This is a genomic window from Pseudomonas fluorescens, assembly GCF_001708445.1.
In the GTDB taxonomy this organism is placed as follows: domain Bacteria; phylum Pseudomonadota; class Gammaproteobacteria; order Pseudomonadales; family Pseudomonadaceae; genus Aquipseudomonas; species Aquipseudomonas gorinensis.
Window position 1 is genome coordinate 6,310,905 of record NZ_CP015637.1, and the last position, 23,222, is coordinate 6,334,126.

A 23,222-nucleotide genomic window follows, 5' to 3' on the forward strand; every position below is an offset into this window, starting at 1 on the left:
GAGGGCTATTGTTGCTCTCTAAGCAATTGGGCAGCGCGGGCAGCGAAGTAGGTCAGGATGCCATCAGCACCCGCACGTTTAAAGGCAGTCAGGGATTCGAGGATCACCCCTTCGCTCAACCAACCATTCTGGATCGCGGCCATGTGCATGGCGTATTCACCGCTGACCTGATAGACAAAGGTCGGCACCTTGAATTCCTCTTTGACCCGGTAAAGGATGTCCAGGTAGGGCATCCCGGGCTTGACCATCACCATGTCGGCCCCTTCGGCCAGGTCGGCCGCCACTTCGTGCAGGGCCTCATGGCTGTTGGCCGGGTCCATCTGGTACGAGGCTTTGTTCGCCTTGCCCAGGTTCAGTGCCGAGCCCACCGCATCGCGGAACGGGCCATAGTAGGCACTGGCATATTTGGCCGAGTAGGCCATGATCCGTACATTGACGTGGCCGGCCAGTTCCAGGGCTTCGCGAATCGCCTGGATGCGACCGTCCATCATGTCCGACGGGGCGACCACCTGGGCACCGGCGGCGGCGTGGGACAAGGCCTGCTTGACCAGCGCGTCAACGGTGATGTCGTTCTGAACATAGCCGTCTTCATCGAGGATGCCATCCTGCCCGTGGGTGGTGAACGGGTCCAGGGCCACGTCGGTGATCACCCCCAGCTCCGGGAACCGTTTGCGCAAGGCGCGGGTGGCGCGCTGGGCAATACCGTCCGGGTTCCAGGCTTCGGCAGCGTCGAGGGACTTGAGTTCAGAGGGGGTCACCGGGAACAGCGCCAACGCCGGAATACCCAGCGCCACCCAGTTCGCGGCTTCTTCGAGCAGCAGATCAATGGTCAAGCGCTCTACCCCAGGCATCGATGCCACCGCTTCCCGACGATTCTCACCGTCGAGCACGAACACCGGCAGGATCAGATCGTTCGTCGTCAGCACGTTTTCACGAACCAGGCGGCGAGAGAAATCATCACGGCGATTGCGACGCAGACGAGTGGCAGGGAACAGGCGATTGGCAGGGGTAAAGCTCACGACAGACTCCTGAGCCCGTGTTTACGGGCGAGCGTTGCAGTTATAAGCGGCCATTATGACGAAGGAATGACAGTTGTGCTTATCGATGCGACCTGTAGTCGCATTCGTCGTTTCTGTAGGAAATGTTCACTTCGTGACACATCTCGATACTTTCATGAATGATCACGAAGGCGTAGGCTGCGCGTTCATTTCGCCAGCACCCAGACCATGCTTCAACAATTTCTGCATGACTTCGGCTACTTTGCCCTGTTCCTAGGCACGTTCTTCGAAGGTGAGACCATCCTGGTACTCGCAGGCTTCCTGGCGTTCCGTGGATACATGGATATCAACCTGGTGGTCGTCGTTGCCTTTTTTGGCAGCTACGCCGGCGACCAGCTGTGGTACTTCCTGGGGCGCAAGCACGGCCGCAAACTGTTGGCGCGCAAGCCGCGCTGGCAATTGATGGGCGACAAGGCCCTGGAACATATCCGCAAGCACCCGGACATCTGGGTGCTGAGCTTCCGGTTCGTCTACGGCTTGCGTACGGTGATGCCGGTGGCGATTGGCTTGTCAGGCTACCCGCCGGCCCGCTACCTGATCCTCAATGGGATAGGCGCAGCCGTCTGGGCCGCCGCGCTCGGGGCCGCAGCCTATCACTTCGGCGCGGTGCTGGAAGGCATGCTGGGTAGCGTCAAGAAGTACGAGCTGTGGGTGCTGGGCGCATTATTGCTGTTGGGCCTCGGCCTGTGGCTGCGCCGCCGCTTCAAGAACGCACGCATCACCCGCCAGGCGTGCGCCGACGCCAAGGCCCGACTGGCCGAACAGCAACAGGCCGAGCCCGCTAAAGTCGATGCGCCTAAGACGCCAATCGAGTAAGCCGGCCTCTGCAGCAGTAGAGGCCGATCACACTGAGCAAGCTGTAACTGAGCAGCCCCAGCCAGCCCAGGTAGCTGGCCGGCCATAGCCCCAGCAGCGGCGCCAGCCACACCAAGGGCACGTTCAGCGCCAGGCGCACCAGCTCCGCCTTCAACGCCCATGGGCGATTCTCCAGGGCCACGCCCAACGTAAACAGGCCCAGCGCCATTGCACTCCAGCCCAGGATCAGCGCAGCCGTGGGCAAACCTTCGCCGAAATTCATCAAGTAGCTGCCAAACCCCACATACGCCGCAAATTGCAGGGCGATATAGACCTGCTGGCGCGCGTCCAGCGGCACGTCGAATTTACGGAACTGGCTCAGGTCTGGCTTGGCCAACGGGTATTTGGCCTTCACGTCCGCCGGGCGCCAGCCGGTACGCATGAACCAGATGCGCAGCTTGTCCCACCAGCGCTCGGTGCGTCGCGCATCACTCCACAACTGCGCATAGAACTGCAGGTTGGCCCACAACGGATTCCAACTGGCCAAAGGCGTGGTCACGCCGAAAATCACCGGCTCGTTGTCGTCTTCTTCCTGGAAGGTGCCGAACAGCCGGTCCCAAATAATGAACACCCCGCCGTAGTTGCGATCCATGTAGAGAGCGTTCTGTGCATGGTGGGCCCGATGATTGGATGGCGTGACGAAGAACCACTCGAACCAGCCAAGCTTGGGCACATGGCGGGTGTGAACCCAGAATTGGTACAACAGGTTGAGCGAAGCCACGCTGATAAACACCACCAGCGGCACGCCAAGCACGGCCAGGGGCAGGTAGAAGATCCAGCTCAGCAGAAAGCCGGTGCTGGTCTGGCGCAGGGCGGTGCTGAGGTTGTAGTCCTCGCTCTGGTGATGCACCGAATGGGCGGCCCACAGGATATTGCGTTCATGCCCCATGCGGTGCAGCCAGTAGTAGCAGAAGTCGTAGAACACAAAAGCGAACACCCAGGTCCAGGCACTCTGGGCAGGCAACTCGATAAGTGCCAGGTGCTTGAGGGCGAACGCATAGGTCAGCAGCCCCACGCCCTTGGTCAACAAGCCCGTGGTGGTAGACAGCACGCCGGTGCTGAGGCTGTTGATGGCATCCGCCACCCGGTAGTTACGCTGGCTGCGCCAACGATCGGCCAGCAACTCAACCACGATCAAGGCGATGAAAAACGGTACCGCGTAAGGCACGAAGTCCATGGGCTAGTCCGGTCTATTTTTGTTACATCAAGATTAGGTGCTGCGGCGAGAGTTCCCATTGGCAACAGATGACAAATTAGTAGACATTTAACGCCAAGACCCCAGGAGAAATGCCCATGAGCAAAAAGATTGCAGTGATCCTTTCCGGCTGCGGCGTGTATGACGGCGCAGAGATTCACGAAAGCGTGATCACCTTGCTGCGCCTGGACCAGCGCGGTGCTCAGGTCCAATGTTTTGCCCCGGATATTGCGCAACTGCATGTGATCAACCACCTGACGGGCGAAGAAATGCCTGAATCGCGCAATGTGCTGGTGGAGTCGGCACGCATTGCCCGGGGCAACGTGAAGGACATCCGTGACGCCAACGCCGAAGACTTCGACGCGTTGATCGTGCCTGGCGGGTTTGGCGCGGCGAAAAACCTGTCGAACTTCGCCGTCGAAGGTGCCGGTTGCAGTATCAACCCGCAGGTATTGGCACTCGCCGAAGCCTTTGCCGAAGCGGGCAAGCCGATAGGTTTGATCTGCATCTCGCCGGCCCTGGCGGCGAAGATCTATGGCCCGGGCGTCACCTGCACCATCGGCAACGATGCCGACACCGCGGCCGCCATGGACAAGATGGGCGCCACCCACCAGGAATGCGGGGTTGAAGACATTGTCGAGGACAAGGCGCGCAAGCTGGTGAGCACCCCGGCCTACATGCTCGGCAAGAACATCAGCGAGGTCGCGTCAGGCATCAACAAGCTGGTGGACCGAGTGCTGGAGCTGACGCACGAAAACGATTAGTCGCGATGAATAGGCTTCTGTGGCAAGCCCCCTTGCCACAACAAGCTCACTCTCGACAACAAGCTCTCTCCACAGCAAGCGCCTTCTCCACAACGCTCAATCTCCACAGGATCAGGTCTGGCGCATCAACCGCGTCAGTATCCTGTCGAGTGCGTTGGCAAACGCCTGCTTGTCCTTTTCCCCATGGGGCGGCGGGCCGCCGCCCATCTGGCCCTGCTCGCGCAGATCGGTGAACAGGTTGCGTACCGCCAACCGTTCACTCATGTTTTGCGGGCTGAATTCCTTGCCCCGTGGATCAAGGGCTGTAACCCCCTTCTTCACCAGGCGGTCAGCCAGGGGGACATCGCTACAGATCACCAATTCGCCGGGCACTGCGTGCTCCACCAGGTAATCATCCGCCGCGTCCGGGCCGCTGGGTACCACGATCAGCTTCACGCAGGCAAAGCTCGGCTTGATCTGGCTCTGCCCCGCCACCAGCACCACCTCGAACTGACGCTTGAGGGCAAATTTCACCACCTGATCCTTGGCGGCCCGAGGGCAGGCATCGGCATCGATCCACACGCGCATGGTCAGGCCGCCAATCGGCGCTTGTCAGCCACACGGCTGCGGCTGTACAGCACCACAATTGCCAGGATCGCCACCACCTGTGCACTCAGCGAGTAGGCATCGGCGTGGATACCCAGCCAATCGAAGTCAAAGAACGCCACTGGCCGCGTGCCGAAAATGCCCGCTTCCTGCAACGCCTTCACGCCATGCCCGGCGAACACCACCGACAGCGCGCACAACAGGGCGGCGTTGATACCGAAGAACAGCGCCAATGGCAGCTTCGCCGAACCGCGCAGGATCACCCATGCCAGGCCCACCAGCAGCACCAACGCCGTGGCACCACCCGCCAGCACAGCGTTGTGCCCGGCCGGGCCGGCTTGCAGCCACAGGGTTTCGTAGAACAGGATCACCTCGAACAGTTCGCGGTACACCGAGAAGAAGGCCAGCACCGCAAAGCCAAACCGCCCACCGCCGCCCACCAGGCTGCTCTTGATGTAGTCCTGCCAGGCTGCCGCGTGGCGCCGGTCGTGCATCCACACGCCAAGCCACAGCACCATGACGCTGGCGAACAGCGCCGTGCAGCCTTCGAGCAATTCGCGCTGTGCGCCGCTGACGTCAATCACATACGCCGCCAACGCCCAGGTCGCGAGGCCGGCCAACAACGCCAGGCCCCAGCCAATATTGACGCTGCGCACCGCCGATTGCTGGCCGGTATTGCGCAGGAAGGCGAGGATCGCCGCCAGCACCAGAATCGCTTCCAACCCTTCGCGCAACAGGATCAACAGCCCGGAAATAAAGCTCAGCGACCAACTCAAACCGTCGCCGCCCAGTAAACCGGCAGACTCGGTGAGCTTGCCCTTGGCCACGTCCAGACGCTGCTGCACCTGTTCGATCGGCAAGCCATCCTGCAACGACTGCCGATAGGCCATCAGGGCCTTTTCGGTGTCCTTGCGTACAGTGGCGTTGACGTTATCCAGGGAGCTTTCCACCAGCTCGAAGCCTTCCAGGTACGCCGCGACCGACAAGTCGTAGGCCTGTTCACGATCACCGTTGCGGAACGCGGCAAGGCTCTTGTCCAAGGTCGCGGCGGTGTAGTCGAGCAACTGCGCCGGGCCACGCTTGACCTGCGGCGGTTGCGCGCGCTGGGCCCGGAACGTCGCGGCAGCGGCCGGACCGGCACTGGCCAGCACTTCATTGGGTGTCTGACGGGCGAGGTCGGCAAGGTTGAAGGGGTGTTCGCTTTTGGCTGCGGCCGGATCGGCTGTAAAGCCTGCGATGTAAGTGGCCAGGTCCCAACGCTGGCGATCGTCCAGTTGGTCGGCGAAGGACGGCATGTCCGTGCCTTCGACGCCCAGGCCAAGGGTGTTGTAGATCGCATACAGGCTCAGGCGGTCCAGGCGTACAGCATTTCGCAGGTTCGCCGGAGGTGGCGTCATGCCTACGCTCGCCGGGCCATCACCGGTACCCGCCGTGCCGTGGCAGACCGAACAATGCTGTGCATAGAGCGGTGCACCTCGCGTTGGGTCAGGGGTGATTGCCGGGGCCTGGCTGACTTCATACGCCACCGCGAGCTTGGCGCCCAACTGACGGGCCTGGCGGGCCACGGTCGCGCCATCCTGACGAGCCGTCACGGCCGCCTGTAATTCATCCACACCCTTTACCAGCTCGGCGTGCTCGGGTTTCGACGGCAAGTCCACGACCAGGCCCTGCAAAACCCCAAGAAACTCCACCTGCTCACGGTATTCCGACTCATCAACGACTTTGCCCGCCGCCACTGTCGGGGGGTAGTCCGCGCCAATGTAATCCAGCAAATGCAGGGCTTTTTGCGCGCCTTCAGGACTCGCGGCCAACAGGTTGAAGCTGCACGACATCAACGCCGGCAACACCAGCCAGGCGAGAACACGGAAGGGGGCAGTCATGAATGAATCTCAAGGGGAAATACGAAGTAACACATTGTTGAGGTTTATGCGCTTTGACTCAAGGCGTATGTGATTCGCAGAGCAGAAGAAGAACCGAGCCTTTTGAAAAGCCATGATGGCTTTTTGTCGATTAGATCACAGCAAAAAGCCATTGTTTTGCCATTAATGACGCCTATAATGCCGCGCCCTGTTATCGCGAAAGGGAATTTTGCTCCTCGTTTTTATGAGGAATTAGTAGGACGCGCCGTGCATCCTGCGATTGGTGATTCGAGCCGACCAGCACCTCGGCTGATTACGTTCAGGGAAGAAGCTTGCCATGGCATTTCGCGCCTTAACCCCGCTAGCGCTCGCGGCGGTCACCGTGTTGTCCGGTTGCTCGATGTTTCGTAGCTACGATTCCGAGCTGCAAGCCACCAATCAGCAGTTGGCCACCGGCAATGTCGACGCCGCCCTGACCCTGCTGGAAAAGAACAACACCGGCGAAGACAAGGACCTGCTCTATTTCTTTGAAAAAGGGGAATTGCTGCGGGCCAGGGGCGACCTGACTGGCAGCCAGACCGCCTGGCGCAGCGCCGACCTGCAAGTCTACAAATGGGAAGAGTCGGTCAAGTTCGACAGCGAAAAGTACCTTTCCCAATTCGGCAGTTTCCTGGTCAACGACAAAGTGCGTCGCTATGAAGGCTATGACTACGAAAAAGTCATGCTGACCACCCAGATGGCCCTGAACCTGCTGGCCCTGAATGACTTCGACGGCGCGCGCACCGAGATCAAGAAGACCCACGAACGCGAAGCCGTGATCGCCGACCTGCGCGACAAGGAGTACCTCAAGCGCGAAGACGAAGCCGAGCGCCAGGGCGTGACCACCCAGATCAAGGACCTGCGCGGCTATCCGGTGCAAGCCCTGGACGCTCCCGAAGTGGTCGGCCTGAAGAACAGCTACCAGAGTGCGTTCAGCCATTACCTCGCCGGGTTCGTCTACGAAGCCCTGGGTGAAAAAGACCTGGCCGCACCGGGTTATCGCAAGGCGGCCGAGTTGCGCCCCAATACCCCGCTGCTGGAACAGGCCTTGCTGGACCTGGATAAATCCAAGGTCGGCGCCGATGAAACCGACGTGCTGATCGTGGTCCAAAGCGGCCTGGCACCGGCCCGCGATTCGATCCGCCTGCCCTTGCCGATACCGATCAACGGCAACCTGGTGATCACCCCACTGTCGTTCCCGGTGATCAAGGCAGACACCTCCACTCCGGCCTTCGCCCAAATCGGTGTCGACGGGCGGCAGCAGAACCTCACCGCGCTCAACAGCACCACCGCGATGTCCCGTCGCGCACTGCGTGACGACATGCCGGGGATCATCCTGCGCACCACCGTGCGCGCGATCAGCCGTGGCGTGGCGCAAAACAACCTGAACAAGACCAACCCCATGGCGGGCCTGGTGCTGGGTATTGCTTCGGCCGTGGCCGAAGGCGCCGACACCCGGACCTGGCGCACCTTGCCGGATATGACCCAAGTCACGCGCCTGCGCCTCAAGCATGGCGAGCACCAGGTCAGCCTGCCCAACGCCCTGGGCGGCACGCTGGTGACGATCAAGGCCGATCAGCGCTACCAGGTGATCACCCTGCGCGTAGTCGGCAACCAGGTGTTCGCCGGCGGCCTCGCGGCCCATGTGGTCCCGAGCACTCAACCCCAGGCTATCGCCACCCTCAAACAACCCTAAGGAGCGCGCTATGCGTCATTTCATCCTCGGCGCCTTGGCGCTGGTCCTGCTCGCCGGCTGCGCGACCCCGCCGCCCCCGGCACCCGGCAGTGCCGCCAGCAAGATCGTGGTGATGGGCAAGTTCAAGGGCATCGCCGTCGGTGCCATCCGCGTCGCCCGCGAGAACGGTTTTCTAACGGCCAAGGTGCAGTTGAGCAACATCACCAGCAGCAACCAGATGATGTATTACCGCTTCGCCTGGCTGGGCGCCGACGGTTTCCCGGTAGGCGATGAAGAGACCTGGAAGGTGCTGAATCTGTACGCCAACCAGGCCACGTTCCTGCCGGCCATCGCCAATTTGCCCCAGGCGGCGGACTTCCGTCTTGAAGTGAAGACGCCTTGAAGCCCTCCTCCCTCCGCTTACAGAGAGATATCCCCATGTTTGCACGCTTCTCGATGCTCGCCGTGGTCGCCGTCCTGGCCAGCGGCTGCGCCAATACTTCACCGGTATTGGGCGGCAAAAACATCAGCTACGGCGATACCAAGGCTGTGGAACTGGTGACCAACGAATTCGGTTCCACCGACCTGCAGATGATCGCCGAGAGCATGACCCGCTCCCTGGCCCAGTCCGGCATCCTCCAGGGGCGCCCGGTAGTGCAGGTGTATGACGTGAAGAACAAGACCAGCGAGTACATCGATACCCGCGAGATCACTACGTCGATCAAGACCCAGCTGATGAAGACCGGCACCGCGCGGTTCGCCAGCGACAACACCGATATGCAAAGCCAGGTCGACCAACTCAAGCTGCAGAACCAGAGCGGCCTGTACAAGAAATCCACCGTGAGCAAGACCGGCAATATGGTCGCCGCCAAGTACCGCCTGGAAGGCTCGATCAGCTCCATCGTCAAGCGCAGCTCGGACTACAAGGACGTGTTCTACAAGTTCAGCCTGCAACTGATCGACGTCGAGAGCGGCCTGGCCGAATGGATGGACGAAAAAGAAATCCGCAAGACCACGGAGCGCTAAGCAATGCGTGCATGGATCGGCATGATCAGCCTGCTGTGCGCCTTTGGCGCATCGGCCGCGCCGAAGATCGCGGTGACCGACCTGGCCTATGAGGCACAGGTCGAGGAGTACATTCACCAGGTCTCGGCCAGCAACAACTTCCAGGCCGGCGCTTACCACGCCAGTGGCGCGTCAAACTACAGCGAGTACGAAAGCCGCACCCGCTACATCGAACAGACCGAGCTGCGTAAATTCAGCGGTGACATCAAGGGCGAGATCCTCAAGTCGCGCCAGTTCCAACTGGTGCAGGGCACGCCTTACACGGCCGACGCCAAGGCAGACGTCTACGATGTGATCAAACGCATCAAGGCCGGCAACTTCAAGGGTGCGGACTACGTGCTGTTCGGCACGCTGTCAGACATCGACTTCACCCAGGACATCAACGCCCTGGACCACACCAACAGTTACTCGGCGGTGCTGGGCCTGACACTGGTGGCGGATTTCAGCCTGATCAACACCCGCACTTTCGAAATCACCTCGGCGTTCACCGCCATGGGTGAGGGCCAGGACACCAAGCTGGTGAACAGCCGTGATGTGCGCGTAAGCCTGAACCGGCCGCGTGTGGTGAAGGAGGTGTCGAAAGCGCTGGGTGAAGATGTGGCGCGGCAGTTGGCGGAGCAACTGGGCGGAGAGTATCAAGACCCCGGTCAGCCGGTGTTGCGCAACAACCTGCCAAGGGATGAAGCGCCGAAGATCCTGCGCTGACGCCCTATTCACACACACCGCAAAACTAATGTGGGAGGGGCGGTGCGACGATTCGACTTGCCCCCTCCCACAGTTTTGATTCGGTTTCGTCAGTTATGCCGTGGCGCGGTGAAGGCTGGCGAGGAAGCCGGCAGCCCCTACGAACAACCCGGCAAACGTGCGGTTCATACGCTTCTGCTGCTTAGGCGTGCGCAACAACCGCAACACCTTCGACGCCAACCCCGTATACCCCGCCATCACGATCATATCGACGCTGATCATCGTCGCACCCAGGATCAGGTACTGGATCAACAGCGGCGCCTGCGGGTTCACGAATTGCGGCAGCACCGCGAGCATGAACACCAGCGCCTTGGGGTTGCTGGCGTTAACCAGAAAACCCCGGAACATCATCGCCATCGACTTGCCGATCGGGCGCACCGCCGCGTCATCGGTCATGTCCATGGGCAGCGCACGCCATTGCTTGACGGCCAGGTACACCAGGTACGCCACGCCAAACCATTTGATCGCATAGAAGGCGGTGGAAGATGTCGCCAGAATGGCACCCAGGCCGCAAGCAACGACCGCAATCTGCATCGCCAGGCCCAGTTGCAGGCCAATGGCATTCCAGTAACCGCGCAGGAAACCGTATTGCAAGCCACTGGACATCGAGGCGATGGCGCCAGCGCCAGGAGAAAGGGAGATGATCCAACTGGCCAGGAAAAAGGCCAGCCATGTGTCGAGTGCCATTACACACCTCGGGAAAGAGTCAGCGATTGTTGTGCCTTAAGCTAACTCCGACGACCAAGGAATGGCTATAGATTTCTTGCAGGAGCGAGCTTGCTCGCGAAAAGCCAAGAGGCGCCGCTGGGCGTCAGGCTCCCCGCGGTATCGTTCACGTTCTTCGCGAGCAAGCTCGCTCCTACAGAGGTGAGACGCTTGTATCGCGCCAACGTCGTACCGAACGCTGGAAGAACAAGCTGTTGGGCACCTGCACCACTGCGCTGCCGGTCCCTGCTTCCTCGACCTCGATCAGCGTGGTGTAGAGCAGGTTGATCGCCACCACCCGGCCTTTCACGCCGGGCTTGTCGACGGTGTCTACCAGCTCGACGATATCACCGAGACGAAACGGCCCGACCGTGAAAATCAGGATCGCGCACAGCAGGTTGGACAACACCGACCACATGGCAAAGAACGCCACCGCCGCCACCGCCACAAACCCCGACAGTGCCGTCCACAACACCGTGGCGGAAACGCCCAGGCGCTCCAACACAAAGATCAGCGCGCTGCCCATGATCAGCCAGCGCAAGCCGCCGCGCAGCGGCATCAGCAATTGTGGCGGGAACGGGTAACGCTCACCCAGGCGGGTCAGGCCTTTTGCGACAAAGCGCTGGGCAAGGTAGCCGGCCAGCAGGATCAGCAGGATTTGCACACCGATCCACACCGGCTCGACCCATTGCGCCGGGAACGGCAGCTGCAACGTATCCATCAGGACAGCGCCTCCAGCTCCGCTTGCAGGCTTTCGAGCAGTTCGAGGGCTTCCATCCAGCTTTCCTCCAGTTGCCCTTCACGGACCTTGAGCTTGGCCTGCTCGGCCAGCAGGTCGCGCAGTTCGTCCTTGCGGGCCGCTTCATACACGGCACTGTCGCCCAGGCTGGCTTCGATTTTGGCCAGGCGTTCATGGACCTTGCCCAGCTCGGCTTCCAGCTTGTCGGCCTCGCGTTTGTGCGGCGCCAACTGCTGGCGCAGCGCGGCAGCGGCCTGGCGCTGGGCTTTCTTGTCGGTCTTGTCCGGGTTGACCGGGGTGTTGCTGACCGGTGCGTTGCGCAGGCGGTAATCCGTCAGCCAGCGCGCATAGTCGTCCAGGTCGCCATCGAACTCTTCGACTTTGCCATCGGCCACCAGCAGGAAGTTGTCCGTGGTGCTCTTGAGCAAGTGGCGATCGTGAGACACCACCAGTACCGCACCGCTGAATTCCTGCAGGGCCATGGTCAACGCCAGGCGCATCTCCAGATCTAGGTGGTTGGTGGGCTCGTCGAGCAGCAACAGGTTCGGTCGGTCCCAAGCGATCAACGCCAGGGCCAGGCGAGCCTTTTCGCCACCGGAGAAGTTCAACACGGGCTCATCGATCCGTGCGCCACGGAAGTCGAACCCGCCGAGGAAATCGCGCAAGGTCTGCTCGCGCTCGGTCGGTGCCAGGCGCTGCAGGTGCAGCAACGGGCTAGCCTTGGCATCGAGGGAGTCCAACTGATGCTGGGCGAAGTAGCCCACTACCAGGTTCTCGCCACGGGTCAGGCGGCCGGCCAGGGGCTGCAGCTCACCCGAGAGGTTCTTGATCAGCGTCGACTTGCCCGCGCCGTTAGGCCCGAGCAAACCGATGCGTGCGCCCGGCGTGAGCTGCAGCTTGACCTTCTCGAGGATGGTTTTGTCGCCATAGCCCAGGCGCGCATCCGAGAGGTCGAGCAGTGGGCTGGAGATTTTCACCGATTCGCGGAACACAAAATCAAAGGGCGAATCGACGTGGGCCGCCGACAGCTCTTCCATGCGCTCCAGTGCCTTGATCCGGCTCTGGGCCTGGCGGGCCTTGGTGGCCTGGGCCTTGAACCGAGCGATGTAGCTTTCCATGTGCGCACGCTGCGCCTGCTGCTTCTCGTAGGCTTGTTGCTGCTGGGCCAGGCGCTCGGCACGGGCGCGTTCGAACGCGGTGTAGCCACCCCGGTAAAGGGTGATTTTCTTCTGTTCGACGTGGGCGATGTTGTCGACCACGGCGTCGAGGAAATCCCGGTCGTGGGAAATCAGCAGCAAGGTGCCTTGGTAGTTCTTGAGGAAGTCCTCCAGCCACAGGATTGCATCGAGGTCCAAGTGGTTGGTCGGCTCATCGAGCAGCAACAGGTCCGAGGGGCACATCAGCGCCTGGGCCAGGTTCAGGCGCATGCGCCAGCCGCCGGAAAAGTCAGCGACCGGGCGGTCCATCTGCTCGTTGGTAAAGCCAAGGCCGGCCAGCATCTTGCGCGCGCGGGCGTCGGCGGTGTAACCGTCGGCACTGTCGAGTTCCGAGTGCAGGCGCGCCTGGGCGGCACCGTCCTGGGCTTTCTCGGCCTCGGCCAGGTCGTGCTGAACCTGGCGCAGGCGCAGGTCGCCATCGAGCACGTAGTCGATCGCAATGCGGTCCAGGGTGTCGATCTCCTGGCGCATATGGGCGATGCGCCAGTCGGCCGGCAGCAGGCAGTCCCCGGAATCCGGGGTCAGCTCACCCAGCAACAGGGCGAACAACGTGGATTTGCCGGCGCCGTTGGCACCGATCAGGCCGGCTTTGTGACCGGCGTGCAGGGTCAGCTCGGCGTCTTCGAGAAGACGTTGCGGGCCACGCTGTAATGTTAGGCTTTGAAGTCGGATCATAATGGCGGCGGAGTCTACCAGCTTCGCAGGCCGCTGGCTTGGGTGTGAATATGTGTGCTGACCTGTGGAGCTTTGCCCTCTCGACTTACACCCGCCCGGGCGTGGAGGCCGCGTGCCTGCGCCTCCAGGAACAAGGAGCGGATGTGTGCCTGTTGCTCTGCGGGGCCTGGCTGGAACAACGAGGTGTAGGGTGTGTACCCGAGCGCGTGCAGGCACTGCAACAAATTGCCCGGCCTTGGCAGATGCAGGTCATCGAACCCTTGCGTCGGGTGCGGGTGCAATGGCGAGAGCTGGCACAGCAGGATGAATCATTGGCGGCATTGCGGGAACGGGTCAAGGCCCTGGAGCTGGATGCCGAGCGACAGTTGCTGGCACGCCTGGAGGCGTTGGTTCTGGGATGGCAGGCGGGTGATGGCGTGGGTCAACCGCAATGGTTGGAAAGACTGGCGACTGAGGATGCCGCCAACCTTGACCCCGACGCGCTGCAGCAGCTGCGCGTCGAAGTCACCGGCACTTAGGAAGCGCTGGTTGGGGTGGTGCTTGGCGCTACCGGTGCAGGGGTGCTGCTGGCCGATGCGGTTGGAGCGGTGGTCGCTGCCGGGCTAGCAGCAGGCGCTGCTGGAGCCGTTGGCTTGGCCGGTGCAGGCTTGGCAGCAGCGGGTTTCGCGGCAGCGGCTTTAACGGCCGGCTTGGCGGCTGGTTTCGCAGCAGCGGCTTTAGCAACTGGCTTGGCAGCTGGTTTTGCAGCAGCGGCTTTAGCGACTGGCTTGGCGGCTGGTTTTGCAGCAGCAGTTTTAGCAACTGGCTTGGCGGCTGGTTTTGCAGCAGTGGCTTTAGCAGCTGGCTTAGCGGCTGGTTTTGCAGCAGCGGCTTTAGCAACTGGCTTTGAAGTGCGCCCCAAAAGCTGGACAGCTGTTGGTTAGGCTACAGCGGACCGGGTCCTGTACGCTACAGGGCTCAGTCCGCCAAGCTTCACTTTGATTCGCTTATGGTTGTAGTAATGGATGTACTCATCCAGCCCCGCTTGCAACTGCTCCACGCTTTCAAAGCTTTCCCGATAGTAGAACTCTGACTTCAGCGTGCCGAAGAAACTCTCCATTGTGGCGTTGTCATGGCAGTTTCCTTTGCGTGACATGCTTTGCTCCAGCCCTGCTTTTTCTAGCCTCTCCCGGTACTTTGGATATCGATAGTGCCAGCCTTGATCTGAATGCAGCATTGGCTTGCCGCCCTCAGGTAAGCCTTCAATAGCTTTTTCCAGCATCTCGCCCACCAAGGCATATTGGGGACGTATTGCCGTCTGATAGGCCACGATTTCTCCGTTGTACAAGTCCAAAACTGGGGACAAGTACAGCTTTTTGCCGGCCACTTTGAACTCGGTGACATCCGTCACCCATTTCTGATTCGGTTGCTCAGCCTCGAACTGACGAGCCAAGGTGTTGGGCGACACTTCGCCCATCGGCCCTTTATACGACCTGTATTTCTTAGGCCGCACCGTGCATTTCAGACCCAGCTCCCCCATCAGTCGTCGTACCGTTTTACCGTTGATCAGCGATCTTTCTTTACGTAGTTCTAGCGTCATCCGACGGTAACCAAAGCGGCCCTTATGCTCGTTTTGGATGGTCTGGATAGAAGCTTTGATCGAGGAAAGTCGGTCCGCAACGCCCATCGCCTTGAGTTGGTAGTAGTACGTACTTCGCGCAAGGCTCACTAGCTTGAGCAAGTCACGCAAGGGAAAGTGTTGCTTAAGCTCACTGACTAATCGGGCTTTTTCTTCTGTTCTTTCTCCCGCCTCATCACCGCCTCGCCTAACTCCCCAAGCTTTTTTAGATAAGCGTTCTCCATCCGTAGGTATTGGAGCTCATCAAGTAACGTCTTGTGCTCAGGCTCAGGGCTGGTGAGTGGGGCAGCGGTTTTGCGTGGTTTAGCAGGTGGTTTAGGCATAGCGGTGCTCAGTCCTCTTTTCCCTGACTCCAGGGCTTCAATACCGCCACTGTAATACTGCTGTTGCCATCTGCCCACCTGAGTGGAATCCCCCAAGTTGAAAAGCGCCGCTGCGCGGCGCAAGGAAAGGGAGTCATCCCACATGCACCGTAGAACAGAGAACTTGAACAAGGCACTGTAACGCTGGCCGGTACTGCTCAAGCTGGCCTCACCGTGTAATCGATAAGCCTCGACCCAACGACGAAGCAAGGTGGGGTCCATTTGAAATTGAGCGGCGACCCGGCGAAACCCTCGGCCTCGCTCAAGGAAAGCGGTGATGGCAGATAGCTTGAACTGCGTGGTGTACTTGCTCATGAAAACGCCCCAGAAATTGGATGGGTGTCCAACTTCTGGGGCGCACTTCAGTTCGCAGATCAAAATGTGGGAGGGGACTTGCCCCCGATAGCGATCTGACAAGCTACCGATTCAGCCCTGGCTGAACTGGGACGCCAATTCGCGCAACAGCACTTCGGCATCCAGCACTTTGCCCACCACTTCCTCGGCCTTGTCACGGCTCAAGCCCAGGCGCTCGAGCAGCACATCCGGGATCGTTTCATCCGGGCCGGAACCAATGCCACGGCTGCGCAACAGGCGCACGGCCAGGCATACCAGGTTCGGGTACTCGGCATACTGGCCGTCGTAGGTCGGGTCGTGCTGGAAGCGCAGGGCGGTGGACAGTTCGTCCGGCATGTCCCAGTAGCGCATCAGCCAGGCGCCGATCTGCTCGCGGCTGATGCCCAGCAGATGCTGCTCGACATAGCTGTGGCACAGGTGCGGGTTGACCTCCAGGTGCCGGCAGATCAGCGAGAAATGCGGCGGGAACACATGGGCCAGCAGCAGGTAGCCGAAGTTGTGCAGCAAGCCGGCCAGGTAGGTCAGGCCGGCTTCGGGGCGCTGGGCGCGTGGCATGGCACGGGTCAGGCCTTCGATCACGGCGGCGGTGTAGATCGATTGGTGCCAGTACGGCGTAGCCTGGTGCGGGTGGTCCTTGGGCAGGCTCAGGGTTTTGCCCAGGGCCAGGCCAAGCGCCAGGTTGATCACCAGGTCAAAGCCCAGCACCCGCACGATGGCGTCTTCCACCGAACGGATCTTGCCCGGCGAGGCGTAGTAGGGCGATGCGGCCCAACTGACCACCTGGGCGGCCAGGGCCGGGTCGGTTTCCACCACGCCGGTGATATCGTCGATGGTCGCATTGGGGTCGACGCGCAGCTTGATGATCTTCTGCGCGGTGTCAGCCAGCGGCGGAATCTCGATGGTCGCTTCCAGGCGTTGCTGGATGCGGCGGGCCGTGAACGCCTGCATCGCTTGGGTGATTTCCTCGCGGTCATCATTGGGGCGGTCGAGGTTGGGGCGGATGTTGCTCAGCGGCTCACCGAACTGGCCGGCGCTGGCCTTGGTGAGCATGGTCTTGAAGGCTTCGCTGGAGATTTCCAGCAATACCCCGGCTTCGCCTGAATGCACCAGCAGGCTGGGTTCGTTGAGCAGGCTGCCTTCGTACAGGCACGGTGAACTGGTCAGTGGTGGCAGGCCCGGCAACAGGCTCAGGTCGTGCTTGCCCAGCATGCGTTTGACGCGATCCGGTGATACCGCCGTGAGGCGACGCCCGGTGAGTTCGGTGAGGCGGTTGAGGTCGAGCAACTGGCTCTGTGGGAACAGCACCATCAGTGCGCCCACGGCATCTTCCAGCAACACCGCCTGGACCTTTTGCGCAGGATTCAGGCCCGGTTGTTCGGCGACTTCCGTGTAGCTGATGGCGAGTTTTGCAAGCAACGCCCGAATAACCGGCGGGGCGGTCAGTGGGGTTGTGGCGAGGGCAACTTCTGACATGGCCTGATCCAATTTCTTACAGTCAACGAAGTATAACCAGCTTGATACAACTGTAGGTCGGATAAGTGAGTCAGGCGTCACACTTGGCCGTATTGCTGCCCATGGCGAAGCCAGCGATCCAGCAGCGGGCTGACGTGATGCGGCCAGCGCTCCAGCAGCGCTTGCGCCGCATCGCGCACAGCGGGCAGCAGGTCGGCGTCGCGCATCAGGTCGGCGACCTTGAATTGCAGCAGGCCGGTCTGGCGGGTACCGAGCATCTCGCCGGGGCCGCGCAGTTCGAGGTCTTTCTCGGCAATGACAAAACCGTCGTTGGTTTCACGCATGATGCCCAGGCGCTGACGACCGATCTGCGACAGTGGAGGGTGGTAGAGCAGCACACAGTGGCTGGCGGCGCTGCCCCGGCCGACGCGGCCGCGCAACTGGTGCAGTTGCGCCAGGCCCAGGCGCTCGGGGTTTTCGATGATCATCAGGCTGGCGTTGGGCACGTCCACACCGACTTCGATGACCGTGGTGGCCACCAGCAGTTGCAGGTTGCCGGCCTTGAATTCGGCCATCACCGCAGCTTTCTCTGCCGGCTTCATGCGGCCGTGGATCAGCCCGACCTTGAGCTCGCCGAGGGCGCTGGTGAGGTCTTCATACGTGGTCTCGGCGGCCTGGCAGGTCAGCTCTTCGGATTCTTCAATCAACGTGCACACCCAGTACGCCTGGCGCCCTTCGGCACAGGCGCCACGCACGCGCTCGATCACTTCCACGCGGCGGGTGTCGGTGACCAGCACGGTGTTGACCGGGGTTCGGCCGGGAGGCAGTTCGTCAAGGATCGAGGTGTCGAGGTCGGCGTAGGCACTCATGGCCAGGGTGCGCGGGATCGGCGTGGCGGTCATGATCAGTTGGTGCGGGCTCATGCGGCCGCCCACGCCTTTCTGACGCAGGGCCAGGCGTTGTTGCACGCCGAAACGGTGTTGTTCGTCGATGATCACCAGGGCCAGGTTCTTGAACGTCACTTCGTCCTGGAACAGCGCGTGGGTACCCACCACCATCGGTGCGCCGGCGGCGATCTGTTCGAGGGCGGCTGCGCGGTTCTTGCCCTTGAGCTTGCCCGCCAGCCATGCCACTTCCAGGCCCAGGGGTTCGAGCCAGCGCTTGAAGGTGATGAAGTGCTGCTCGGCGAGGATCTCGGTGGGCGCCATCAGCGCGACTTGGTACCCGGCTTCCAGGGCCTGCAAGGCGGCGAGGGCGGCAACCACGGTCTTGCCTGCGCCCACGTCGCCCTGGATCAGCCGCAGCATGGGCTCCTTCTGGCTCAAGTCGTAGGCGATTTCATTGCCCACGCGCTGCTGGGCGCCGGTCGGCGCAAAGCCGAGGTTGGCCAGGTACTGCGCAGGCAGGCGCGTGGCCTTGGGCATCGCTGGTGCGCGCAGGGAGCGCATGCTTTCGCGTAGGCGCTGTTGGGACAGTTGGTGGGTCAGCAGCTCTTCGAACGCCAGGCGATGCTGGGCCCAGTGATGACCCAGGGCCAATTCGTCGACATCGGCGTCGGCCGGTGGGTGGTGCAGGTAGCGAATCGCATCAGCCAGCGGCGCCAGCTGGTAGTCGCGCGCCAGCTCCTGGGGCAGCCAGTCGGGCAGGCTGGTGGGGCCGAGCATCGTCAGGGTCTGCATGCACAGTTGGCGCAGGCGCTGTTGGGTCAGGCCTTCGGTCAACGGGTAGATCGGTGTGAGCGTGGTGTCGACCGGCGGTGGCTCGTCGCCGGTAATGGCGCGGTATTCCGGATGATAGATTTCCAGGCCAGAAGCGCCGGGCCGCGCCTCGCCGTAGCAGCGCACGCGGGTGCCGCGCTTGAGGCCTTCCTTCTGCGCGTTGCTGAAATGGTAGAAGCGCAGGCTCAGGCCACCGGTGCCGTCCTGCAGGCGCACCACCAGGCTGCGGCGCTTGCCCATGACCACGTCGGCGCCGCTGACGGTGCCTTCGACCACTGCGTCCTGTCCAGGCCGCAAGTGGCCGATGGGCACTACGCGGGTGCGATCCTGATAGCGCAGGGGCAGGTGGAACAGCACGTCCTGGAGGTTCTCCAGGCCGACCTTGGCCAGCTTCTCGGCCATGGCTTCACCGACACCCTTGAGTGCCGTCACTGGCACCTGCGACAGCTCTGTCATACCGTTGCTTAGCTCGCGGCAGGCGGCTTGGCCACCGAGCACAGGCGGATCGAGTCAGCGAGGATCTCGATGGCTTTGGGCCGCGGGAAACTGGCGCGCCAGGCGATTGCCACGGTGCGGAACGGCACCGGTGGCGTGAGTGGGCGCACTTCGATCACGCCGGGGGCGTAGTGATGGCTGTCCACCGCCGACAGCGGCAGGATCGAGATGCCGAGGCCGGAAGCGACCATGTGGCGAATGGTTTCCAGGGAGCTGGATTCCACCGTGGTGTGCTTGGCGCCGTCGTTGCCCTTGGTCGGGCAGGCTTCCAGCACTTGGTCGCGGAAGCAGTGGCCCTCACCGAGCAGCAGCAGGCTCTTGTCGTTGAGCAGGGCCGCGTCGATGGTGTCTTTTTGCGTCCACGGGTGCGAGGCCGGCATCAATACGTAGAACGGCTCGTCGTAGAGCGGCAGGGTGAGCACGTCCGCCTCGTTGAACGGCAGGGCAATGATGATCGCGTCCAGCTCGCCGTTGCGCAGTTTGTCGCGTAGCACGTGGGTGAAGTTTTCTTCGATATACAGCGGCATCTGCGGCGCGACGCGGTGCAGTTGCGGAATCAAGTGCGGGAACAGGTAGGGGCCGACGGTGTAGATGGCGCCGACTTTCAGCGGTGCGGTCAGCTGGTTCTTGCCGGCCTGGGCCAGTTCGCGAATGCTTTGCGCTTGTTCCAGGACCTTCTGGGCCTGGGCAACAATGCCTTCACCCACCGGGGTCAGGCGCACGGCGCTTTTGCTGCGCTCGAAAATCAGCACACCGAGTTCGTCTTCAAGCTTCTTCACGCCCACCGATAGCGTCGGCTGGCTGACGTGGCAACGCTCGGCCGCGTGGCCGAAGTGTTGTTCTTGGGCGAGGGTCACGATGTAGCGTAATTCTGTAAGAGTCATAGCGGGCGTCCATGAGGTTGCAAGCCAAGCATACCGGCTGCAATCGATAGACGCACGTTATCAGAGAGGATGGGGTTTACGACACCTGGTAATCAGGTGTCGCGTTCATGCTTTCAGCTTTGCGGGTATTTGAAGGTGAAGGTTTTGGTGAACGGCCCCCACCATTCCGGTACGCCGGTTTCCTTGTCCACGTGGTGGAAGAAACCTTTGATCTGCGGGCTTTCGTAGCGCAGTACCACAGTGTAGGTGCCGGGGCCGTCCATTTTCACGTTGTTGGCGTAGTGGGCGCCGTCTTTGGCCACCATCGGCAGCAGCGTGCCGATTTCCTTGTAGTCGGGCGAACCCTGCTTGACCAGCGAGTAGGTGATGGTCAGGTAGGGCACCCACTCGCCATTGGACAGGCCGTATTTGTTGTCGGCGGTGGCATGCACATCCGTTTCAAGGTGCACCGAATCCTTGCTCATCACCATGCCCGGTGGCATGGGGGCCATTTCGATGCCCACCAGGTAGGAGGAGGCGATTTCCATGTCGTTGACCTGGACGGGCCCGCCAATCGGGTACTCGCGGGCTTGGGTCAGGGTTGAGGCGGCCAGGGCGCTGACAAGTACCAGTGCGGTGGCCAAGGGGTTGCGCAGGTGTTTCATGGCGTGGCTCCTTGAGGCAGTTAACGTGATTGCGTCGGGCGTGAATGCAGCAAGCGGTTACCCAGCACCAGGAGCGCAAGGGTGACGGACCAGGCGACCAGTTGGACGCCCAGCGGCCGGTCGGTGTAGCCCACCAGCGCGGTCAAGGCGCGGCCGGTGAGGCTGGCGTCGGAGACCAGCCAGGACGTGTCCCAGAGTTGGTAGCCCCAGGCGGGGATCAGGTCGATACCGGCGAGGATCGCGGCCGCCCGCCCCGCCATGCCGGCGGCGAGCAAGGCGATCATCCAACCGGTAATCGAAAACAGACGCTTGAGGCTGATGGCGACCAGGCCGCGGTACATCAGCCAGGACAGCGCGGCGCCGGCGGCGATGCCGAGCACGCCACCGGCCAGCATCGACAGTGGGTCTGCCTGGCTCGACGCGGCGATGCCATAGAGGAACAGCACGATTTCCGAGCCTTCGCGCAGCACCGCCACGGTGATCACCACGGCCAGCGCCCAGAGTGATTTTTCGCCGTTGAGTACCGCATTGCTGGCGCTGCGCAGTTGGGTGGCCAACTCGCGACCATGGCTGGCCATCCACAGGTTGTGCCAGCCCAGCATGACCACGGCGACCACCAGAATGGCTGCGTTGAAAATCTCCTGGCCAAAGCCCTGGAGTGCCTGGGTGATTGCGCCGGTAAAGAGTGCGAGGATCCCCGCGCCCAGTACGCCGGCTGCGATCCCGCCGCCGATAAACAGCCCGCGCCGCGCCAGGCCCTGGGTGGCGGCCATCACGATCCCCACCACAATCCCGGCTTCCAGCACTTCTCGAAACACGATCAACAGACAGGCCAGCATGGCTTACTCCTTGGCCTCGACGGCAGTGACCGTGCCTTTGGCCTGGTCGGGGTGGTAGTCATCGAAGAAGGTGTAAGTGCCGGGATGCAGCGGGCCGGCGAACACCGTCACGGTGTTGCCGGGGACGATGATTTTTTCGAATTTCATGTCATAGCTTTCGAACTCATCGACGCTTTCGTCGTGGCTGGTGAGTTGAATGCGAAAGCGCTCACCGGCCGGCACCTCGAAACTTGAGGGGCTGAAGGTGTGGTTTTGAATGACCAGGGTGACCAGTTGATCCGCCTGCGCAACGACGGGAAAAGCCAGCAGGAGGAGAGCCAGCCGGGCAAGAGTGGGCATGCCGAATGTCCGCTAATGAGAACGATTCGCGGATAATTGGCTTTGTATTTAAATGTTACAAGTGAAGATGGAGATAGGTCGCAGGCTGTTCAACCCTGGTTCAGGTTGCGGCAATGCGCGGGGGAGGGAGCAGCAGCCGTGGGCACCCTAGAGTGCCCACGGTGAGGATTACCGGCGACGTTTTTCGATGTTGTAAACGAACGGCGCAACGATCTCGATGCTGCCGCCTTTCAACATGTCGGCCGGTGGCTTGGGCAGTGGCTGGGCACGACGGATCATGTCCAGGGTCGCACGGTCCAGGTCGGCGTTGCCGGAGCGGCCCACCAGCTCATAGGACAGCACGTTGCCATCGGCATCCACCACGAAGCGCAAGCGGTTCAGGCCTTCCTTGCCTCGGGCCTGGGCGCCCGGCGGGTACTTCTTGTACTTCTGCAAGTGCGCCAGCAGGGTGCCTTCCCAGGACGCCTTGGCGGCCACCTGTTGCGGCGATGGGCCAGGAACCGGCTGGGCCGATTTTTCCGCCGGAGCGTTGGTCTGTGGCGATTCGCTCGGTGGGTCCTCGGAAGGTTTTTCCTTGGGTGGCTCGGGCTTCTTCTCCACCGGCTTGGGCGGCTGGGGTTTGGGCTTGGGCTTGACCGGCTTGGGCACCTGGATCGTCGGCTTGGGCGCCTCGGCCAGTTTTGGCAGCGGCAACTCTTCCACCGGGGCAGGCGGTTGCGGCGGCGTCACCACTTTCGGCGGCGCTGGCGGTGGTGGCGCTGGCGCGGGTGCCAGGTCAATGACCATGGCTGCCGGTGGCAGCAGCACCTGGCGCGGTGCCGACCAGTGGAGTGCGATGGCAATCGCGATGGCGTGCACGCCCAGCACGACGGCGAGGCTGGTGCCATAACGCGTCAGTTTGTGGCGCGTCGTGATCATTTCTTGGCTGCCGTCTCAAGTCCGACCAGGCCCACCTTCAGATAGCCGGCCGCCCGCAGGGCATCCATCACGCTCATCAGGTCGCCGTAGTCCACGCCTTTATCAGCCTGGAAGAAGATCGTCGTGTCCTTTTTGCCTTGGGTCTTGGCATCGAGCACTGGCCCCAGGGTTTCGGCTTTGACTTCTTCTTCGCCCAGGAACAGGCGCTGGTCCGCCTTGACGCTGAGGAAGATCGGCTTCTCCGGCCGCGGCGCCGGCTTGGCGCTGGAGGCGGGCAGGTCGACCTTGATGTCCACGGTGGCCAGGGGTGCCGCCACCATGAAGATGATCAGCAACACCAGCATCACGTCGATGAATGGCGTGACGTTGATTTCGTGGTTCTCGACGAGTTCGTCGTCGCCTTGATTCAAATGCAGGCCCATGG

Annotated in this window: 23 protein-coding genes; 7 read left to right on the plus strand and 16 right to left on the minus strand. The window is 61.8% G+C overall.

What is annotated here, in order from left to right:
• Positions 1-5 precede the first annotated feature (5 nt).
• Positions 6-1,019 (minus strand): porphobilinogen synthase, encoded by a 1,014-nt coding sequence (gene hemB, locus A7317_RS28260; protein ID WP_069077254.1) that lies wholly within the window; start codon positions 1,017-1,019, stop codon positions 6-8.
• A gap of 207 nt (positions 1,020-1,226) precedes the next feature.
• Between hemB and A7317_RS28265 the strand changes: the two genes are divergently transcribed.
• Positions 1,227-1,874, plus strand: coding sequence for a DedA family protein (locus tag A7317_RS28265; protein ID WP_024078034.1), 648 nt, complete (start codon positions 1,227-1,229; stop codon positions 1,872-1,874).
• On the opposite strand, the gene A7317_RS28270 is transcribed toward A7317_RS28265, so the two are convergent.
• Positions 1,855-3,090 (minus strand): sterol desaturase family protein, encoded by a 1,236-nt coding sequence (locus A7317_RS28270; RefSeq protein ID WP_069077255.1) that lies wholly within the window; start codon positions 3,088-3,090, stop codon positions 1,855-1,857. The two genes, A7317_RS28265 and A7317_RS28270, sit on opposite strands and share 20 nt — an antisense overlap.
• A 116-nt stretch (positions 3,091-3,206) precedes the next feature.
• On the opposite strand from A7317_RS28270, the gene elbB reads away from it, so the two are divergent.
• A complete protein-coding gene (elbB, locus tag A7317_RS28275; RefSeq protein WP_041161052.1) occupies positions 3,207-3,872 on the plus strand; it encodes an isoprenoid biosynthesis glyoxalase ElbB in 666 nt (221 codons plus the stop codon).
• Between the two features lie 111 nt (positions 3,873-3,983).
• On the opposite strand, the gene A7317_RS28280 is transcribed toward elbB, so the two are convergent.
• Positions 3,984-4,439 carry a YaiI/YqxD family protein gene (locus tag A7317_RS28280; RefSeq protein WP_024078037.1) on the minus strand — a complete coding sequence of 152 codons (456 nt, stop codon included), beginning with the start codon at positions 4,437-4,439 and terminating at the stop codon, positions 3,984-3,986.
• Between the two features lie 2 nt (positions 4,440-4,441).
• Positions 4,442-6,337 carry an FTR1 family protein gene (locus A7317_RS28285; RefSeq protein ID WP_069077256.1) on the minus strand — a complete coding sequence of 632 codons (1,896 nt, stop codon included), beginning with the start codon at positions 6,335-6,337 and terminating at the stop codon, positions 4,442-4,444.
• A 316-nt stretch (positions 6,338-6,653) separates the two neighbouring features.
• On the opposite strand from A7317_RS28285, the gene A7317_RS28290 reads away from it, so the two are divergent.
• From A7317_RS28290 to A7317_RS28305, 4 genes are read left to right on the plus strand one after another with little or no spacing between them, the layout of a single operon-like run.
• The gene (locus tag A7317_RS28290; RefSeq protein ID WP_069077257.1) at positions 6,654-8,051 is read left to right on the plus strand and encodes a COG3014 family protein; all 1,398 of its coding nucleotides are present in this window, start codon (positions 6,654-6,656) and stop codon (positions 8,049-8,051) included.
• 10 nt (positions 8,052-8,061) lie between these two features.
• On the plus strand, positions 8,062-8,433 hold the full coding sequence (locus A7317_RS28295) for a YcfL family protein (protein ID WP_024078040.1): 372 nt from the start codon (positions 8,062-8,064) through the stop codon (positions 8,431-8,433).
• 35 nt (positions 8,434-8,468) lie between these two features.
• A complete protein-coding gene (gene lpoB, locus A7317_RS28300; RefSeq protein ID WP_024078041.1) occupies positions 8,469-9,056 on the plus strand; it encodes a penicillin-binding protein activator LpoB in 588 nt (195 codons plus the stop codon).
• A gap of 3 nt (positions 9,057-9,059) precedes the next feature.
• Entirely contained in the window at positions 9,060-9,800 is a 741-nt protein-coding gene (locus A7317_RS28305; RefSeq protein ID WP_069077258.1) for a penicillin-binding protein activator LpoB, read from the plus strand.
• 93 nt (positions 9,801-9,893) lie between these two features.
• On the opposite strand, the gene A7317_RS28310 is transcribed toward A7317_RS28305, so the two are convergent.
• The 3 genes from A7317_RS28310 to A7317_RS28320 form a co-directional block, all read right to left on the minus strand.
• Positions 9,894-10,526 (minus strand): LysE family transporter, encoded by a 633-nt coding sequence (locus A7317_RS28310; protein ID WP_069077259.1) that lies wholly within the window; start codon positions 10,524-10,526, stop codon positions 9,894-9,896.
• Between the two features lie 172 nt (positions 10,527-10,698).
• The gene (locus tag A7317_RS28315; protein ID WP_069077260.1) at positions 10,699-11,265 is read right to left on the minus strand and encodes a mechanosensitive ion channel family protein; all 567 of its coding nucleotides are present in this window, start codon (positions 11,263-11,265) and stop codon (positions 10,699-10,701) included.
• Positions 11,265-13,175 (minus strand): ATP-binding cassette domain-containing protein, encoded by a 1,911-nt coding sequence (locus tag A7317_RS28320; protein WP_024078045.1) that lies wholly within the window; start codon positions 13,173-13,175, stop codon positions 11,265-11,267. The genes A7317_RS28315 and A7317_RS28320 overlap by 1 nt, the downstream gene beginning before the upstream one ends.
• A 50-nt stretch (positions 13,176-13,225) precedes the next feature.
• Here A7317_RS28320 and A7317_RS28325 point away from each other — a divergent pair, with 50 nt between their 5' ends.
• On the plus strand, positions 13,226-13,693 hold the full coding sequence (locus A7317_RS28325; RefSeq protein WP_069077261.1) for a TIGR02444 family protein: 468 nt from the start codon (positions 13,226-13,228) through the stop codon (positions 13,691-13,693).
• Positions 13,694-14,094: 401 nt separating this feature from the next.
• Here A7317_RS28325 and A7317_RS30435 read toward each other — a convergent pair.
• From A7317_RS30435 to exbD, 9 genes are all read right to left on the minus strand, one after another.
• Positions 14,095-15,470 (minus strand): IS3 family transposase gene (locus A7317_RS30435; RefSeq protein ID WP_420492573.1). Its coding sequence is split into 2 segments (ribosomal slippage): positions 14,095-14,976 and positions 14,979-15,470, totalling 1,374 coding nucleotides; the frame shifts between segments, so codons are not numbered across the junction.
• 111 nt (positions 15,471-15,581) lie between these two features.
• Positions 15,582-16,982: an aminoacyl-tRNA deacylase and HDOD domain-containing protein gene (locus A7317_RS28340; protein ID WP_069077262.1), complete on the minus strand. Its 1,401-nt coding sequence runs from the start codon at positions 16,980-16,982 to the stop codon at positions 15,582-15,584.
• Between the two features lie 77 nt (positions 16,983-17,059).
• Positions 17,060-19,135 (minus strand): ATP-dependent DNA helicase RecG, encoded by a 2,076-nt coding sequence (recG, locus tag A7317_RS28345; protein WP_024078114.1) that lies wholly within the window; start codon positions 19,133-19,135, stop codon positions 17,060-17,062.
• A gap of 8 nt (positions 19,136-19,143) precedes the next feature.
• Positions 19,144-20,058, minus strand: coding sequence for a hydrogen peroxide-inducible genes activator (locus A7317_RS28350; RefSeq protein ID WP_069077263.1), 915 nt, complete (start codon positions 20,056-20,058; stop codon positions 19,144-19,146).
• Positions 20,059-20,171: 113 nt separating this feature from the next.
• Positions 20,172-20,702 carry an iron transporter gene (locus A7317_RS28355; protein ID WP_024078112.1) on the minus strand — a complete coding sequence of 177 codons (531 nt, stop codon included), beginning with the start codon at positions 20,700-20,702 and terminating at the stop codon, positions 20,172-20,174.
• 20 nt (positions 20,703-20,722) lie between these two features.
• Positions 20,723-21,541, minus strand: a complete 819-nt coding sequence (locus tag A7317_RS28360) for an FTR1 family iron permease (RefSeq protein WP_069077264.1) — start codon at positions 21,539-21,541, stop codon at positions 20,723-20,725.
• Positions 21,542-21,544: 3 nt separating this feature from the next.
• Positions 21,545-21,880 carry a cupredoxin domain-containing protein gene (locus tag A7317_RS28365; protein ID WP_024078110.1) on the minus strand — a complete coding sequence of 112 codons (336 nt, stop codon included), beginning with the start codon at positions 21,878-21,880 and terminating at the stop codon, positions 21,545-21,547.
• Between the two features lie 168 nt (positions 21,881-22,048).
• Complete coding sequence (locus tag A7317_RS28370) at positions 22,049-22,798, minus strand: TonB family protein (RefSeq protein ID WP_069077265.1); 750 nt, start codon at positions 22,796-22,798, stop codon at positions 22,049-22,051.
• On the minus strand, positions 22,795-23,220 hold the full coding sequence (gene exbD, locus A7317_RS28375; protein WP_003195519.1) for a TonB system transport protein ExbD: 426 nt from the start codon (positions 23,218-23,220) through the stop codon (positions 22,795-22,797). The genes A7317_RS28370 and exbD overlap by 4 nt, the downstream gene beginning before the upstream one ends.
• Positions 23,221-23,222 lie beyond the last annotated feature (2 nt).